Here is a 16,177-nt window from a genome sequence, read left to right on the forward strand (position 1 = left end):
GATAGGGGGTTATCTCACACGCCAGAATTTATATATTCTCGGGTTTTGGCAAGCATAGATTCGATGAATACTGCAGCCCGGCGTCATGAAAGAGGTATCGCGCAATTTTCTACCGCCATCAGGACGTTTTTGCAAGTCATTTGCCATCCAAAGACGGTGGTGCTAGCGTTGTGCATTGGCTCTTTCCTAATGAGCGCCTCTCCCGGCGTGGGCTGCAGTGCTGCACAGCGGGTGGTCATGCGGCGGCTTGGCAGGCTGGTCTGGGGTGAAAACCTAAGAAAGCCGAGACACTTTGTAGGGTTAGGGGAACCAGTGGGGTTCCAACGCGCGCCTCTCCCGGTGTAGGCCGTGGAACTGCATAACTGGGCAGGAAGCGGCTTGGTAGGGAGAAAACCTGCGAAAGTGCAGGTATTTCATGCGAAATTGGCTTATTTTGGCGAAAAACCTGCAAAAGCGCAGGAATTTTTGCTGAAAGTGAGTCTGTGTCCATTTGTTCGGTGAAAAGCCTGCACTTTTGCAGGAATTGTTCGTGGACAATGATCAGGGCCGCAAATTCATGTATTTTTGCAGGTTTTCTTCGTGCAGGTAGGCAGGGTGCAGCAGGGATTTTCGATAATGGCAAAAAGCCTGCACAATTGCAGGAATGTTTCGTCTCCAGCGTATGAACGAACGAAAACCTGCACTTTGCGGACTTTCTCCGCGCAGCCAGACAGCAAGGTGGCTAGTCCATCCGGCTCAGCGCGCGAGCTCCACTGCCTGACTTTCGCAGATTTTGCGTGCTCAACTGACAGTGGGCAAGTTTTTGGAAAGCCTCTTTTTTACAGGTATCTGCGGGTGGCTGGTGATATTGGTCATTCACAGTTTTTATACTATGCCGGTGATGCCGATGATCCATTTCCGGTTGGATGTAATCGTTTGTCACCCGCAGGGTGCGCGAGCGGTGAATTTCCCTGACGGTTTATCTCATCGCCGGCGAGTTGGCCGGGCCGTCCGTTTTTTTGATTGACATTGATAATTATTATCAATATTATGAGTAGTGACGGTATCAAGCCAGGCGCGGGGAGAGGGATACATGAAAACGATCAAATACTGCTGCAGAAATGAAAAACTCGGCTCCAAACAAATATATAAATCGTTGAAAAACGAATATCCGGACTTGAAACAGAAGAAAAAAGACTGTCTGGGCAACTGCAAGCACTGCAAAAAACAATGCATCGCCATGATCGGCAAATCGGAATTGTTGTGCGCGGCCTCTCCCGACTTGTTATACGCGCAGCTCAAACAAATCATTGCCGAATCCAGAGCGGAAAGCGTGATGGCATGAATACCGATTTGCTGAAGCTGTTATTTCCGTTTGTATTTCTTGGTGCAATTCTGGTAATCTTGTATGTGTGGGGAATACGTAAAAGATAACCATAAGAGAGGTGTGCAAAGATGTTGAACGATACGCTTACTGAAGCTCTCAACGAGCAAATGAATTACGAATTTTACTCTGCGCACGTCTACATGGCCATTGCCGGTTATTGCGCCGCGGAGAGCCTCGACGGCTTTTCAAACTTTTTTATCGTACAAGCCGAAGAAGAGCGGTTCCATGCGATGAAAATTTTCAAATTTATTAATGACCGCGGGAAAAAAGTTTCCTTCAGCGGAATGGAGACGCCGCAAAACGAGTATAGATCGATTTTGGACGCTTTTGAGCATGCCTTCCAACATGAGCAAGAGGTAACCCGGCGGATTTACCATCTTTCCGACTTGGCGCTGAACGACAGGGAGCATGCGACGATTCATTTTCTAAAATGGTTCATTGACGAGCAGGTGGAAGAGGAAGCCATGTTCGACAGCATCATCAACAAACTGAAGCGGATCGATCAGGACAGCAACGCATTCTTTATGATGGATGCCGAATTTGCACAGCGCACTTTCACTCCTCCGGCCGCGGAATAAGATACGATTTCAGAAAAAGCTTGCTCTTTTTCACAAACACATTTGTGAGAGAGGGCAAGTTTTTTGGTTTTGCGCGGGGCGTTGTTTCATTGGTTTCAGAAGCAGTTTTGCAGTATGATAGAGATAAAGATATTGTTATGAAACGTCGGATTATGCCGGGGGACGGGGGATACTGTGCAAAATCGTAGGAGCTTTCGAATTGGACTTATTGTATGTGTGCTGTTCATAGCGGTCAATTGCTCGTATTCCGCTCCTGCTGCGGCTTCCGGTTGGCTGGACCGGATCAGGGACATTTATCAGCTGCCTGACAATGTGGAGCAGATTCAAAAAGACTATGAAGCTACGAAACAGCAGCTGGAAGAGCAAAAAGACAAGCTGTCGGAAGCGATGCGCCGTTCCCAGGAAACCGAGGAGCGTCTGCTGGCGCAAAATCAAGCGTTGCTGCAAGAAAACGATCAACTGCAAAAGCGTCTGCAGGCCATGGAACAGCTTGCCCTCGACAAGGAAGCGCGAAACCGGAAAATCGCCTACATAGTGTCGGCGGCGATAGCGCTGCTGGTGTTATATTTTGCGCTGGGACGGATCGTTCGCCTTATCGTCTGGCGCAGGCAGAAGAAGAGAGTAAGATTACGATAGGAGGCCGGCCCATATGGAGCTGACATTCGAGCAAGCCGATCAACATGCCCGTATGGCCACTTTGGCTGTCGAAGCTAACGAATCCGTTCACGTCCTGCACCCGAATCAAATTGCCGCCTTTCAGGGGCTGTCAGGGCAAAGAGAGGATTCCTTGATGAAGCTTCCCGGCATGTACCGAAAAAAGCGCCTGATCCAATCGCGGATTCATGGGCCTGCGAGGTTTATGCTGGGACTTCCCGAGGGATACTATTTGAAAGTGATTACGCTTGGCACCGAAGACGACCTCCTGTATGAATTCCGCCATGTGTTGTTTTTCACCGACGGCGTGAGCTTCTCTTCGCATATTCAAAGCGTGAAAAACTCGCTCCTGACACAGGATTTTGTGAAAATGAAATTCAAGGGACCGGGCATGCTGGGGCTGATGACAACAGGGCCGCTGTATGCCATGGAGCTTCACCCCGAACGGCCGCTGTACGTCGATACCGCGTGCCTTGTCGCTTATCCGCAGCAGGCGAGCCTGCGTCCGTGCGTGTACGGGAACACGCTTGCCAGCCAGCACATGAACTACCACTGGGAGATGACAGGCAGGGGGACCGTTCTTCTGCAGCCCTGCAAGCCCGACCGCAAGCTGGACGGACATATGCAGAGCGACAGCCTGCTGAAGCGAATCGCGCGGGAAGTCATCCCGTTCGGCGGGGTTTTTATCAAATGACGATTCAATTTAAAATGAAAATAAACATTGGAAAAAATTTTTTTAAAAAAACATTTGCTTTTTCTCGCAAATACTGATATATTATTTCTTGTCGCTTCTGAGAAACATTACGAGAACGGCAAGCAGAATGACCCATGCGGAAGTGGCTCAGGGGTAGAGCATCGCCTTGCCAAGGCGAGGGTCGCGGGTTCGAATCCCGTCTTCCGCTCCATTAAGTGCCCATAGCTCAGCCGGATAGAGCGTTTGACTACGAATCAAAAGGTCGGGAGTTCGAATCTCTCTGGGCACGCCATTTCTTTACTAAGCTTCATACTATCGGGACGTAGCTCAGCTTGGTAGAGCACCTGCTTTGGGAGCAGGGGGTCGCATGTTCAAATCGTGTCGTCCCGATACGCGCGGGTGTAGTTCAATGGTAGAACTCCAGCCTTCCAAGCTGGTAGCGTGGGTTCGATTCCCATCACCCGCTTCATAAGAAAAGCTTAAAACCCTTGTCTGCATATTGCGCAGCGAGGTTTTTTTGTTTTTTCGGCGAGCAGCGGCGGGGAAAAATGCTCTCAGATCGAAATCTCGAGCGCGATTGCCGTAGATTTACCCCTGAAAAAACGGTCCCCAAGAGACTCTATCTGAATCCATAGTGGCAGTTATGGTATAATACTAGTAAGATTTCATACGGGATGGAAGGTGAAATTACGATGATCCGTGTCCAAGACTTGCATAAATTAATCAAGCTTACAGGCGAGCGGGCAAAGCTGGATGCAAAAGCAAACGGAACTTACATTGTATATAAAACAGATAAAGGACAGATTGTAAAAGAGTACACAAATGGCGATATCATACCAATAAGCGATCAGGAATTACCTCATGAATGAGCCCGTAGCAGTCATGTATGTATTTGCCGGAAATAACGGTAGTGGCAAAAGCACGATTCGAAATTTGCTTGTAGACCGTCTTGGAATTAGTGTCAACATTGATCCCGATGCCTTGGCTCGCGGGATCGATGCAGACTATCCGGATAGCCGTAAAGTATCTGCGGGGAAAGAAGCGATCAAACTTGCTAGGGACTGTATACGTAACAAACGTGACTTTTCTGTAGAAACCACCTTAGCTGGCGGAAACGTGATTCGACTCATGAGAGATGCTAGAGAGCATGGCTTTGAGATCACCATGTTTTATGTTGGACTTGGAGACTATCGGCTTAACATCGAACGGGTTGCTGCTCGAGTTCAGAATGGCGGTCACCATATTCCGACTGAGGATATCATAAGAAGGCATACAACATCAATTCAAAACCTGCTTTCCCATCAGCAGCTCATTGATCACTTAATTGTTATTGACAATAGCGACTCGGCTGGAACAATCGTGTTGGAAACAGAGCATAATGTCCTGAAATATCAGGTTGCCCAGCTCCCTTTGTGGGTTCAAAATATCGTGCACCATTTTGAATTTTAGGATAGCAAACAAAAACGGCCAGAGCGATCGCGCACTGGCCGTTTTGTTTTGGAAAATCTCAGGTTACGGTCAACGTGTCCCCGATAACCAGGGAATGCAGCCCCGCATACCCCTCCGCGGCTAAAATGCCGCACAATGCGTCTGTGGACGCTTTGCGCGCGTGGACAAGCGCCGTCTGTTTGCTTGGCAGCGCGGCCAGCATCGATTTTACGTCCGGCATGCCTTGGTGCACCTTGTACCGGACGAAGCGCGCGCAAGGATCGCCGCTGTCCAGCAAGCGCTGGCCCAAGCTGCCCTGGGCCAGGTGGCCGGTCAAAATGACGCGGTAACCGCCGCGCTGCCGCAGCGTTTCGTGGTACCAGAGGCAGCGCGGCGATTGCATCATGCCGTCGTTCGTAAACACGATGGCGCCCTCCGCGCCGCCCAGCGCCTGTACGCGCTGCGCCTCATGGTCTACCGTGACCATGCGCCCATGGCGCAGTCCGCGCTCTATGCGCGCTGCAGCGCCTTCCTGCAGCCACTCTGTCCACTGCAGCATTTGGCCGAGCGCGTCGACGAGCTCTTTTTCGACGACGATGCGAGTGTCCGCAAACGTCTCCTGCGCCCACAGCAGCAGCTCCTGGCCTCTGCCGTAGGTCGGCACCGGCAGCAGCACCGTTTCTCCCCGCGCGATCGCTTCGCTGGTCGCATGCCTTAGCTGCTCAAGCTTTTGAGCTTGCGTATCCGGGTCCGTTGCATAGGCCGCATCGACGATCGCCAGATCGATGGGGAGATGCGGCATATTGCGCCGCTCCGCTGCCGGAGGCAGCGCGGGCCGATCCGCAGCGAGCAGCGCCGACTCCGCCGTATAGTCCCCGGAGAAGAAGGCGAGGCGGTCCTCCAGCTGCAGCAGCAGCCAGATCGAGCCCGGCAGATGGCCGCTGCGGCCCCAACAGACGCGCAGCTTCGGCGAGATCGCCAGCCATTCCCCCGGAGCGGCCGCTTCTTCGATATAAACGTATTGAACCGCCTCGATATGCCGCTCCTCGTACGGCAGGCTGCCTCCGCGGGAAGCGACGTACTGCTTCCATGCGCCGAAGTAGGCAGGCAGCTGCCGGACCGTGGCCCGCGTCGTCCAGACTTTGCCGCGGTAGCCAAGCTTATACAGCATAGGAACGGCCATCGAATGATCCTCATGGGCGTGGGACAAAAAAACCGCATCCAGTGCGGCTACGGTCTGCTCGGATAAGGAGGGGTACTCCCCGGTGCCTTCCTTTTTGACCCCGCAATCGAGCAGCACGCGGGTTTGAAGATGTTCGATCAGATAGCTGGAGCGGCCGTGCTCTCCGGCTCCGCCCCATACGGTTGCTTGCATTATTTCACACTCCACTTTTTGTTTGCGCTCAAGATGTTGATGCCGAGCAGCATGAGCGTCGTCAGTCCGACGGATACTACGGCCATCGCCATGCCCAGCGATACTTTGCCCTGCTCGAATTGCGAGAAAATGTACGTCGCCGACGTTTCCATCGATGGGGGAAGAATCATAAGAGATGCGACCAGTTCGCGCACCGAGATGGTGAAGGTCATCATCCATCCGGCGACCATTCCCGGTATGATGAGCGGCAGCAAAATCCGCCGGAAAATGTACGCGGCGCTCCCTCCGAACACCCGGCCGGCTTGAAACAGCGATTCATCCAGTTGGGCGAAATTCGCTTTGACGTACTGTACTGTGTAAGGCAGGAAAAAGACGGTATACGTCAGGACGACCATGCCGTACGTATTGTACAGCGGAATCGGATTCCAGGGCGCATTCCACAGCAGGATCAGGCCGACGACGATAACGATGCCCGGCACCGTATTCGGCAGCAGGCTGAACAAGTCGGTCAAGCGCTGCGGCCACGATTTGGCACGCCCGATCATTAAGGCGAAATAGGTGCCGAGAATGACGGACAAAGTCGCCGCCACCAGCGACAAGCCCAAGCTGTTCAAGATGGCCAGCATGCTTTTCGAGCCCCAAGTGAGCAGCTCTGCGTAGTTGTGCAGCGTCAGGTTGCCCCACGCGAGGCCGACGCCGCGCAGCTTCATCATCGACGCCGAAATGATCGAGAAGTACGGCACGCCGATGGACAGCAGGATCAAACCGAGCACGTACAGCCATACAAGCGTGCGCGTCCAGCCGTTCAGGCGGTACACCTTGCCGCGGGAGCCTTTGCCTCCGACGAGCGAGTACGTAAACCGCTGGCTGACGAGCGTCTGGATATACCAGATGAGCAGGCAGGTGCTCAGCAAAATCGAAGCGAGCGCCGTCGCTTTGCCGAAGTCGATCGGCCAGCTCGAAATGTACTTATGGATTTCCGAAGTAAGCACATAGAAACCGATTTTGCGGCCGAACGTGGCCGGCGTGCCGAATTCGGCAATCGTTTTGACGAAGATGAGCAGCGCTCCCATCGCGTAGCTGGATAGCAGCAGCGGCATCACGACGCGCCTGAAGCTGTACAGGAAGCCGCCGCCGTGAACGCTTGCCGCCTCTTCCTTGCTGCCGCCGATCTGCACGAGTGCGTTGCGGAGAATCAGGTACAAAAACGGAAATAAATGAAGGCTCATAATGGCAATCATGCCGAATTCGCTGAAAAAGACCGGCGTCAGTACGGCCGCGGGAGGCAGCAGCTGCTCCATAAAGCCGCTCTTCTGCATGAACAAAATCCAGCCCATAGAGCCGATGTAAGGCGGAGTCATGAACGGAATCAACAGAACGATATCGAGCCAGGTATGCTTTTTCAATTCCGTTCTGGATAATATCCAGGCCAGCGGCAGCGCCAGCACTGTCGTCCCTGCGACGACGTACAGACCGAGCTGGATGGAGTTCCAGAACACTTCTCCGAGCTCATTTTCCATAATCGTACGCAGCGGAGCCAGCAAATCCAACTGCTCGCCGGAGTGCACGCTCGTTAAAAAAATGAAAAAAAGCGGGACGACCACCAGCATCGCCAAGATCAGCAAGGCAAGCGTCATCCCTAATTTTTTATAAGAAACTGTCTGTGTATTGTACATGCAAGCCTCTATTTGAACAACTGCGTAAATTTCTTCGTGACGGCATCGCCGTTGCTATCCATCCAGTTCCAGTCCACTTTCATTTGCGGAATTTGATCGATGCCCGGACGGTTGATAGGAGCTACGTCTTTGCGGCCTGGCAGCAGGTACGTTTCGGCAACCATTTTTTGCGCTTCGTCAGACAACAGGTAGTCGATGAACGCTTTGGCGTTGTCCACGTTTTTGCTCGATTTCATAATGGCTGCGGGACGAGGGCTGATGACGGTGCCGCTTGCAGGATAAATCATATCGATCGGCTCGCCTTTGGCTTTGGCCTGGTAAGTCATGTAGTCGACGCCTGCCGCCACAACGCTTTTGGAGCCTGTAATGACCGGATCGAGAGCTTCCTGGTTGGCGCCGGCCATCGCAACGCCGTTTTTCTTGAATTGATCGATCAGATCCCAGCCGGTGTCGCCTTTGGTGCTCAAATAGCCTGTCACAAAATCCAGCGCAGAGCCGGACAATGCCGGGTCAGGAATGTTCACTTTGCCTTTCCATTCTTCCTTCGTCAGGTCGGCCCATTCCTTCGGCGGGTTTTTCACCAGTTTCGTGTTGTAGCCGATACCGAGCGCCGATGCGCTGTAACCGAAGAAGCTGCCGTCTTTATCCGACCATTCCGGAATTAATTTGTCGGCATTTTTCGCTTCTTTGTATTCCAGGGTAAGCCCGCTTTTCTTCAGGCCCTGTGCGGAAGGCAGCGAAGCCAGCACCACTACGTCGACTACCGGATTGGCTTTTTCGGCTTCCATCCGGGACAAAATTTTTCCCGTTGTGCCCTGGAACATCTCGATTTTTACGCCGGTTTTGGCTTCATAGCCTTTTTGGATGCTCTCGGCCAGCTCTTTGGGGCCTGCGCTGTATACGACAAGTTTGCCGCTAAGTTTCTTTTCTTCTGTTTTTGTCTCTTTAGCGGGCTGTGCGGTTTGCTCCGTCTTTGGAGCAGCGCTGTTTGCCGGTGCCGCTGTCTGCTGCGAGGCTCCGCAGCCTGCGATTCCGAAACCGACCATGGCCGTAAGTACCAGTAACGCTCCGTTTTTTAACCCTGTTCCCTTTTTCATTGATAAAAAGCCTCCCTAAATTTGTTGTGAAATTTGATGAATATGCTGCAGCGATATGTAAATCTCCGTCTGCTGTCCGACCGGCATGCGGATATGGTGGTACGCCGTCCATATGCCCCTTGCTCCCATATCCAACTGCACTTCGTAGCGGTCGCCCAGATAGCTGACGCTGCGGATTGTGCCCGTGTACGTCTCGTACCCGGACTCTGACCCGGTGGGGCTGCTGCTGCCGATGTCGCTGCCTTGCTTCCACCGGATATGTTCCGGACGAAACATGCGACGGTCTTTCTCCAGCCAGTTCGACTTGCCGATAAACTGCGCTACGAAAGGGTGCGCCGGCGCGCCGTATATTTGCTCCGGCTGTCCGATCTGGAGGATGCGCCCTTCCTTCATGACGACGATCTCGTCGGACATCGACATCGCCTCGGTCTGATCGTGCGTGACGTACAGCGCGGTCAAGCCGATGTCCCGCACCAGCGCGATGAGCTCCAGCCTCATCTCGTCCCGAAGCAAAGCATCGAGAGCGCTAAGCGGCTCATCGAACAGGACGAGCTGCGGCCGCGTCACGACCGCCCGGGCAAAGGCGACCCGCTGCTGCTGTCCGCCCGAAAGCTGGTGCGGATAGCGGTCCTCCATCCCGCCGAGCCTTACCGTGTCGATCGCCTCCTGCACCTGGCGCTTCAGATCTTTCGTCTTCCGCGCTGCGCGCAGCCCGAAAGCTACATTTTCGAACACCGTCATATGCGGCCACAGCGCGAAATCCTGGAACACCATCCCGAAGCTGCGGCGGTTCGCCGGCTTGTCGATGCGGCGTTCGCTCGAAAAGATGCACTCGTCGCCCGCGAACAGCTCGCCGCGATCCGGCGTCTCCAGGCCGGCGATCATGCGCAGCAGCGTTGTTTTGCCGCAGCCCGAAGGCCCCAGAAGTGTGGTGAAGCGGCCTTTGCGAATCCGCAGATCCGTGGGCTGCAGAGCTTGTACCTGTCCGAACGATTTTTGCAAGCCTTGAATTACGACGTCCATGAACTTCCCTTCCCATCTGCCAATCTAGCCTCAGTGTACAGGCGGAAATGCAGGGAAATATTATCGCCAAGTAAAATATTTGTTAAAAATATCAATGCTATCTATTCAACTCCATAGATTTTTTCTATACTGGTTCCGTAACGATCTCTGGAGGCAAGGGTGAGGGCCATGAACATGAATTTACTAAAGCTGCAAATTGTCGAGCTGTTGGAGAAGCATGAAAAAATTACGGCGGTGGCCGATGTGCTCGGTTTGAAGCAGCCGACGGTCACTTTTCATATGAAAAGCCTGGAGCAGGAGCTGGGCGTTCAATTGTTCGAATCCCGCGCGGGCAAGGTGCATTTGACGGAGGCGGGCAAATCGCTGCACCATTATTCGGTCAAAATCAACTCCTTGGCGCAGGAAGCCGTCAGGGTCGTCAAAGAATTCGATCAGCTCGGCAGAGGCTCTTTGAAAATCGGGGCAAGCTATGTGCCTGGCACCTACATTCTTCCGCGTATTTTAAGCGAGTTCGCCAAAGCTTACCCGCGAATAAGCCTGTCGCTGATGGTCAAAACCGCCCCTGTCATCAAGGACATGCTGCTCAATCACGAGATCGATCTCGGGGTCATTTCCAGCGAGCCGTTCCAGATACCGCCGTTGATGGCTGAGACGCTGTGCGAGGACGAGCTGGTGCTCATTTTGTCCCCGCGCCACCGGTTGGCCCGGTATGCCCAACTGTATCCCGATCAACTGGAGCAGGTTCCGTTCCTGCTGCACAGTCCGGAGTCGAGCACGCGCCAAATGACGGCAAAATGGGCGCAGAGCAACCGCATCGAGCTGAATGCGCATATGGAGCTGGACTCGCTGGAGGCGATCAAGCAGACGGTCATGTTAGGCGAAGGGGTTTCTTTCGTATCCAGTTTGGCCGTCCGCAAGGAAGTGGAGCGAGGGGAACTGCTGACCCGGCAAATTCCGCAAAATGTGTATAATCGCTACGTGTACTGCGCATACAATCTGGATCGCCGGCAGTCGGCTCTGATGGACGGGTTTATCGGTCATCTGCGCAGTGCGTTGTCCGGTTAACACAAACGGAGGGGCTGAGTGTGTCCATTTATTTACAAAAACAACACATCACACGAACATTAAGATTACAATTGCTCTCTATAGTCTACGTTGTAAGCACATTCCAATTTTGAAGGAGATGTCAATGATGAGACAAAGAAGCAAATGGATCGGCGTTCTGGCGGCTACGGCATGTACGGCGCTGCTGGCAGTATCCCTGGGTGCGCCTGTGCCGGCTAAGGCGGCAAGCAACATGGTGCCCGATTATGAGGTTAAGCTGCTGCTCGACCCAAGCGTCGTGCTTGACTCCGACCACAAGCTGAACAGCACGGTCCGCACCGCCTTCGGCATGCCGGAAACCGTCACCAAAATGAACGTGCAGTTCATGGACACGAACGCTAAAGACATCTACGACAACGGATGGGTTGCCCGTGTCCGCAAAACAGAGGGCGAGAAAGATTTTGAACTGACTTACAAAAAGCGTTACCCGATTACAAACGGCAGCATCGATGCGGCATTAACTACAGCCAATCAGGAAGGCTTCGATTCCAGCGATACGAACTACGAGGCTCAGATCGAATGGGGCTATCAAAATCAGACGCTCAGCTTGTCCAGAGTGAAAACCGACAGCAAATCCGGCTACAGCGGCATGGATCTGCCTTCCGCCAGCGATTCCCGCAAGCTGCTGGTCAATAATGTTCCCGGCAAAATGGACAAATGGGTATATACCGGTTGGGGAACCGACATGCTGAACGCTTCCCGCATCTACGGTCCGGTGCTCGCCAAGCGTTACATCGGCACATGGAGCGGTCTGAAAACGTACATAGAAATTTGGCCGATTAAAAATGCGTCCGGCACCGGCACGGAATATGTCGTGGAAGCATCCTTCAAAACGACGAGCCGCACTACCGCTCAGCAAAAGCATGACGACTTGATCGCGTACTTGCAGGGCAAAGGCTGGTTCCTGCCTCAGGACTCGCTGAAAACCCAACTGATCATGGACCGTTACTAATTCGAGGCGCAGCCGCTCGGGGGCGTCGCCGCATGGTGGGTGGTCGGCCTGCTCTGTGGGGGCGACCGACCGCCGTCATGCAGCGCAGCACCGCGCGCTGGGAGCCTGAGTGCTGCGAGCGGTGAGTGGTGCGGCCGATGCTTCCTGTCTGGCAAAACCTGCGAAAGTGCAGGAATTTTTGCTGGAAATGAACCTAAGGCCTTGTGTGCGGCAAAAAGCCTGCACAATTGCAGGAATTCTTTGCGGCCGGCGTATCAGGGGTGCAAATTCATGTACATTTGCAGGTTTTCTTTGTGCAGCCGGGGGCACAGTTCCGCAAAACCTGCGAAAGTGCAGGTATTTTCTTGGAAGAAGGTTCATTTTGGCGAAAAGCCTGCGATTGTGCAGGAATTTTCGCTGAAAATGAACCTAAGGCCTTGTGTGCGGCAAAAAGCCTGCACAATTGCAGGAATTCTTTGCGACCGGCGTATCAGGGGCGCAAATTCATGTACATTTGCAGGTTTTCTTCGTGCAGCCGGGCAAATTGTGGCTATCCCCTCTAACGTGAGGGGGGGCATTCACGCTTGCATTCACGCAGCCATGCGAGAGCGGCCATGCCAGCAGGCAGTCACGCCGGCAGGCAGATAGGCGATCTGGCTTGGTTTGCGTTTTTCTTCTTCTCCTCCGCTCGTTTTCGAAAGAAAGCGGGCGGTTTTCTTTTTGTGCTTGCTTAAACTAATATTGTTAGTTATAATACTAATATAATTAGTTTTTTTGGCGAAGGCAGGGGATCATGAATGAGTTTTATTGTGTTTATGATTTTGTTTTGCGGGTTGTGCGGCTGGTTGGATGTTTCGATTGAAAGAAAAGCGAAAGGGGAGGGGATGTAAATGTTTGCCGGACATTTTGGTCTTGCCGCCGCGGTGAAAGCGAAGCGCCCTGAGGTGCCGTTATGGGCTTTGATGCTGAGCACGCAGCTTCTTGATGTTATTTTTGTTCCTCTTTTTGTGACGGGTGTCGAAACAATCGATAGCAGTCACGGTACGGGGTATGGCGAGGGCGTGATTCACGCGGACTATACGCATTCGCTCGCCGGTGCGGTGCTTATTGCGCTGATCGCTGGCTTGCTGGCCTGGAGCCGCTGGGGGCGGAAGGGCGGATGGACGATTGCGGGGATGGTGTTCAGCCACTGGATTCTGGATCTGCTCGTCCATCGGGCTGATTTGCCGCTCCTGCCCGGTAATGCGGGCGGGTTTCCGCTGCTCGGGTTCGGCCTGTGGCAATGGCCGGCTGTCAGCGCGGTGATGGAAGCTGCGCTGATCGTGGCGGGCGCGGTCATGTACGGCCGCTCGGCGATGCGGAGGGCGAGGCTTGCAGGGGCGCGCCAAGCGGCAAAGAGCAGCCTGCTTCGCGCCGGAATTGCCGGAGGCGTGATGGCGCTGCTGCTGGTGTCGGCATTGATTTTGGATATGGCAGGTTGATAGTACAAAGCGGGTTCCCGAAAGCGAGGGGGACTCGCTTTTTTTTGTTAAACGCGTTGTTATGGTCGACCGATGCCTCCGTCATGCAGCACAGCACCGCGCGCTGAGATCCGCACGCAGCCGCAGAGTTTCCGGTTTGGGGCGTCAAATCTGTGTATAGTTTTTCTTTGGGGGTAGCCCATTTGCGTTATATAATATTACATATTAAGTTATATTATTTTTGAAATTTCGACAAATTTCAAGTATGATCGTAGTAATTGTATGTAAGCTGACATAGACGTCGATGGGGGAAGGGGTCGGTTTCATTGAAAAAGTGGTATAAAAAACAACTGCTTTCGTATTTTCCGCTTTTTTTGCTAACCATTTCTATCATGGTGCTGCTCGGCCTTTTTGTCGTTTCGGACATTTCGCAAAAAGAGACAAAAAAGGCGAACGGTCTGTCTGCGGCGTATGTATCGGACACGATGTCGCGGTCGCTGAATGAAATTCAGTATGCGCTGCTGGAGGAGTTGGCCACTAACGATAAAATCAAACTGTTCGCCGAGCATGACAAGCCGCAGGCCGATGACGAGGGTTTGCTTTTTTTTAACATATCTTCTGCTTTGAACGCTCTTGTGTTGAACAACCACCTGATTCATTCAATTTATTTGTACCGTGCGGACGATGGGCTAATTATTATGCAAAATCGAAAAGATACGCTGAATGCGTTCTTTGATAAGGATTTCGTTACAACGATGTCGGCTCACCCGCAAACGGACCGTTGGTCGGATGTGCGGAGCATTCGCGAGTCGTATTCGGAACGGGAAATTCCCGTTATTTCTTTGGTGAAAAAGCTTCCGCTCCCTTTTGGCAGCCAAGGCATTGCGGTCATCAACGTCGATGTTCGCGCGCTCCAGGAAAACCTGAACAGTCTCAGCGACCACAAGGTAACTTTGATGCAAGCGGTCAACGAACAAGGGACTGTCGTTATGTCTTCGGAGCCGATGAATGTCGGAAACGCCGAATCGAACCGAGGGGAGGTTATTTCGGATATTCCCATACCGGGAACGGGGTGGAGTATTCATAGCGGAATAAAAGCCGGCCAACTGTTTGCTTGGGTTTCGCTGATTTCTTACTTTTGGCTTGCCGCCGGCATTGCGACGATCGTTGCTTCTCTCGGCTACTTGATTTATATATCCAAACGCAACTACAGGCCGATTCAATTGATGATTAACAAGCTCGACTCCATTCAGCTCCGCTTCCTTCCCGCAGGCCGGGATGTGGATGATTTATCCTTCATAGGGCAAGCTATGGAAGGCTTGATCGAGCAGGCGCAGCATTACGAACAACGGCATCATGCCAATCTGCTCATTCGGCGCAGGCAACTGTTTAGCGAGCTCATGAACGGTACGGGCAAAATTACGGAAGAAGAATGGAACGACGGCGTGCCGGCGTTTCAAGAACAGGCGCCGATTCGCGAAATGGGCGTTATTGTCGCCGAAATGGAGCGGTACGACGTCTTTACGGCTGAGCATGTGCCGGAGGATCAGACGGTGCTCAAGCTTGCGCTGCAAAATATCGTGCAGGAATTTTTTGGCGCTCATCTATCTGTCTGGAACGAATGGCTCGGCGGCAGCCGGTTGGGCATCATTTACGCGGTGCCGCATGACTGCGAACATAGTCCGGACCGTCTGGTCGACATGATAGAAACGAGCCAACAATGGATTGAAGAGCGTATGGGCATTGATTTTGTTTTTGCCGGAGGTTCTGCCGTCAGGAGCTGGGAGGCGCTGCATCATTCCTATAGTTCCGCGTTGCAAGCGCTCGGCCACAAGCTGACGCGCGATCGCAAAGCGTTGATTATGGTCGATCACCTGGCAGGCCGTCCTGCGGGGGAAACTTACGGCTATTGGCCCAAGGCCGCCGATATTGCCAAAGCGTTCCGGCTGACCCATGACGGCTGGAAAACGCAGCTAGCCGAGCTGTTTGCCGACTTCAGGCAATATAAGCTGCGCGACGAAGATATTGCGATGGTGCTTGAAACGATGATCAAGCTGCTGGAGAGGGAGATCGGAAACGGAATTGGTGCGTCAGAAAGCATGCGGCTGGCTTGGGAACGGTCGAGTTTGCAGGGGATGGTTCGGAAGAGTGCCACACTGCAGGAGCTTGAAGCAAATATGACGAGTTCTATGGGCGAATTGTACCGGACTTATGTATCCGTCTGTGAGGCAAACAGCTATCAAGCCGTTATTGTCGAAATGAGAAGCTATATCGAGGAGCATTTCGAGGACCCTGATCTCTCGTTGAAACATTTGAGCGACAGGTTCGGCGTTAACGGGAAGAATGTAAGCCACATGTTTAAAGAAGCGTTTGGGATGAAGTTTGTCGATTTTCTGATGGATTTGCGAATTGAGAAAGCCAAGCATTTGCTGACTGAAACCGAATTGGCGCAGCAGGACATTGCTCAACGGCTCGGCTATTCCAACTCCATTACGTTTGGGCGGATGTTTAAGCGCATGGTGGGGGTCACGCCTGGAGATTATAGAAAAAAGCACGCGCTGTATCGATAGCTCACCGGGGAAACAGTTTGCTAAATGGAAGTTTAGCAGGCTGTTTTTGTTTGCCGGCGCTAAAACGCGCAGTGTGGCATGCGGACCTCGCATTTTCGGAAGATGTCGAAAAATTCGGCGGCCAGACGGCGCAATGAAAGAGGCGCAAAAGCTCCCCCGCATGTGGTCGACCGACCGCCGTCATGCAGCGGAACGCGGCGCGTTGGGAGCTGCGCGCGGTG

General features: G+C 53.0%; 14 protein-coding genes and 4 tRNA genes. 14 read left to right on the forward strand and 4 right to left on the reverse strand.

Annotation, left to right across the window (positions count from 1 at the left end; genetic code table 11):
* Positions 1-1,072 precede the first annotated feature (1,072 nt).
* From AC0LWT_RS36860 to AC0LWT_RS36905, 10 genes are all read left to right on the forward strand, one after another.
* On the forward strand, positions 1,073-1,324 hold the full coding sequence (locus tag AC0LWT_RS36860; RefSeq protein ID WP_474686788.1) for a DUF1450 domain-containing protein: 252 nt from the start codon (positions 1,073-1,075) through the stop codon (positions 1,322-1,324).
* Between the two features lie 110 nt (positions 1,325-1,434).
* Positions 1,435-1,944, forward strand: a complete 510-nt coding sequence (locus AC0LWT_RS36865; protein ID WP_474686789.1) for a ferritin — start codon at positions 1,435-1,437, stop codon at positions 1,942-1,944.
* A 174-nt stretch (positions 1,945-2,118) separates the two neighbouring features.
* Complete coding sequence (locus AC0LWT_RS36870; RefSeq protein WP_474686790.1) at positions 2,119-2,580, forward strand: hypothetical protein; 462 nt, start codon at positions 2,119-2,121, stop codon at positions 2,578-2,580.
* A 13-nt stretch (positions 2,581-2,593) separates the two neighbouring features.
* Complete coding sequence (locus AC0LWT_RS36875) at positions 2,594-3,292, forward strand: AIM24 family protein (protein ID WP_474686791.1); 699 nt, start codon at positions 2,594-2,596, stop codon at positions 3,290-3,292.
* A 136-nt stretch (positions 3,293-3,428) separates the two neighbouring features.
* Positions 3,429-3,503 (forward strand) — tRNA-Gly (locus tag AC0LWT_RS36880).
* Between the two features lie 4 nt (positions 3,504-3,507).
* Positions 3,508-3,584: transfer RNA gene (locus AC0LWT_RS36885), tRNA-Arg, on the forward strand.
* A gap of 24 nt (positions 3,585-3,608) precedes the next feature.
* A tRNA-Pro gene (locus AC0LWT_RS36890) sits at positions 3,609-3,682 on the forward strand.
* A gap of 5 nt (positions 3,683-3,687) precedes the next feature.
* Positions 3,688-3,758 (forward strand) — tRNA-Gly (locus AC0LWT_RS36895).
* A gap of 226 nt (positions 3,759-3,984) precedes the next feature.
* The gene (locus AC0LWT_RS36900; protein WP_474686792.1) at positions 3,985-4,161 is read left to right on the forward strand and encodes a hypothetical protein; all 177 of its coding nucleotides are present in this window, start codon (positions 3,985-3,987) and stop codon (positions 4,159-4,161) included.
* On the forward strand, positions 4,154-4,741 hold the full coding sequence (locus tag AC0LWT_RS36905; protein ID WP_474686793.1) for an ATPase: 588 nt from the start codon (positions 4,154-4,156) through the stop codon (positions 4,739-4,741). The genes AC0LWT_RS36900 and AC0LWT_RS36905 overlap by 8 nt, the downstream gene beginning before the upstream one ends.
* A gap of 58 nt (positions 4,742-4,799) precedes the next feature.
* Here the strand turns inward: AC0LWT_RS36905 and AC0LWT_RS36910 are convergent, their stop codons facing one another.
* Genes AC0LWT_RS36910 through AC0LWT_RS36925 form a run of 4 tightly spaced genes read right to left on the reverse strand, consistent with a single transcriptional unit; the run spans position 4,800 to position 9,891 of the window.
* Positions 4,800-6,095: an MBL fold metallo-hydrolase gene (locus tag AC0LWT_RS36910; RefSeq protein ID WP_474686794.1), complete on the reverse strand. Its 1,296-nt coding sequence runs from the start codon at positions 6,093-6,095 to the stop codon at positions 4,800-4,802.
* The gene (locus tag AC0LWT_RS36915) at positions 6,095-7,771 is read right to left on the reverse strand and encodes an ABC transporter permease (RefSeq protein WP_474686795.1); all 1,677 of its coding nucleotides are present in this window, start codon (positions 7,769-7,771) and stop codon (positions 6,095-6,097) included. The genes AC0LWT_RS36910 and AC0LWT_RS36915 overlap by 1 nt, the downstream gene beginning before the upstream one ends.
* 8 nt (positions 7,772-7,779) lie before the next feature.
* Positions 7,780-8,868, reverse strand: coding sequence for an ABC transporter substrate-binding protein (locus AC0LWT_RS36920; protein ID WP_474686796.1), 1,089 nt, complete (start codon positions 8,866-8,868; stop codon positions 7,780-7,782).
* A 15-nt stretch (positions 8,869-8,883) separates the two neighbouring features.
* Positions 8,884-9,891: an ABC transporter ATP-binding protein gene (locus AC0LWT_RS36925; RefSeq protein ID WP_474686797.1), complete on the reverse strand. Its 1,008-nt coding sequence runs from the start codon at positions 9,889-9,891 to the stop codon at positions 8,884-8,886.
* Between the two features lie 168 nt (positions 9,892-10,059).
* On the opposite strand from AC0LWT_RS36925, the gene AC0LWT_RS36930 reads away from it, so the two are divergent.
* From AC0LWT_RS36930 to AC0LWT_RS36945, 4 genes are all read left to right on the forward strand, one after another.
* The gene (locus AC0LWT_RS36930) at positions 10,060-10,956 is read left to right on the forward strand and encodes a LysR substrate-binding domain-containing protein (RefSeq protein WP_474686798.1); all 897 of its coding nucleotides are present in this window, start codon (positions 10,060-10,062) and stop codon (positions 10,954-10,956) included.
* A gap of 124 nt (positions 10,957-11,080) precedes the next feature.
* Positions 11,081-11,947 carry a hypothetical protein gene (locus AC0LWT_RS36935; RefSeq protein WP_474686799.1) on the forward strand — a complete coding sequence of 289 codons (867 nt, stop codon included), beginning with the start codon at positions 11,081-11,083 and terminating at the stop codon, positions 11,945-11,947.
* A gap of 869 nt (positions 11,948-12,816) precedes the next feature.
* Entirely contained in the window at positions 12,817-13,407 is a 591-nt protein-coding gene (locus AC0LWT_RS36940; protein ID WP_474686800.1) for a permease, read from the forward strand.
* Between the two features lie 305 nt (positions 13,408-13,712).
* Complete coding sequence (locus AC0LWT_RS36945; RefSeq protein ID WP_474686801.1) at positions 13,713-15,956, forward strand: AraC family transcriptional regulator; 2,244 nt, start codon at positions 13,713-13,715, stop codon at positions 15,954-15,956.
* The last annotated feature ends 221 nt before the right edge of the window (positions 15,957-16,177 follow it).

The sequence above is a fragment of the Paenibacillus sp. sgz302164 genome (assembly GCF_056120505.1).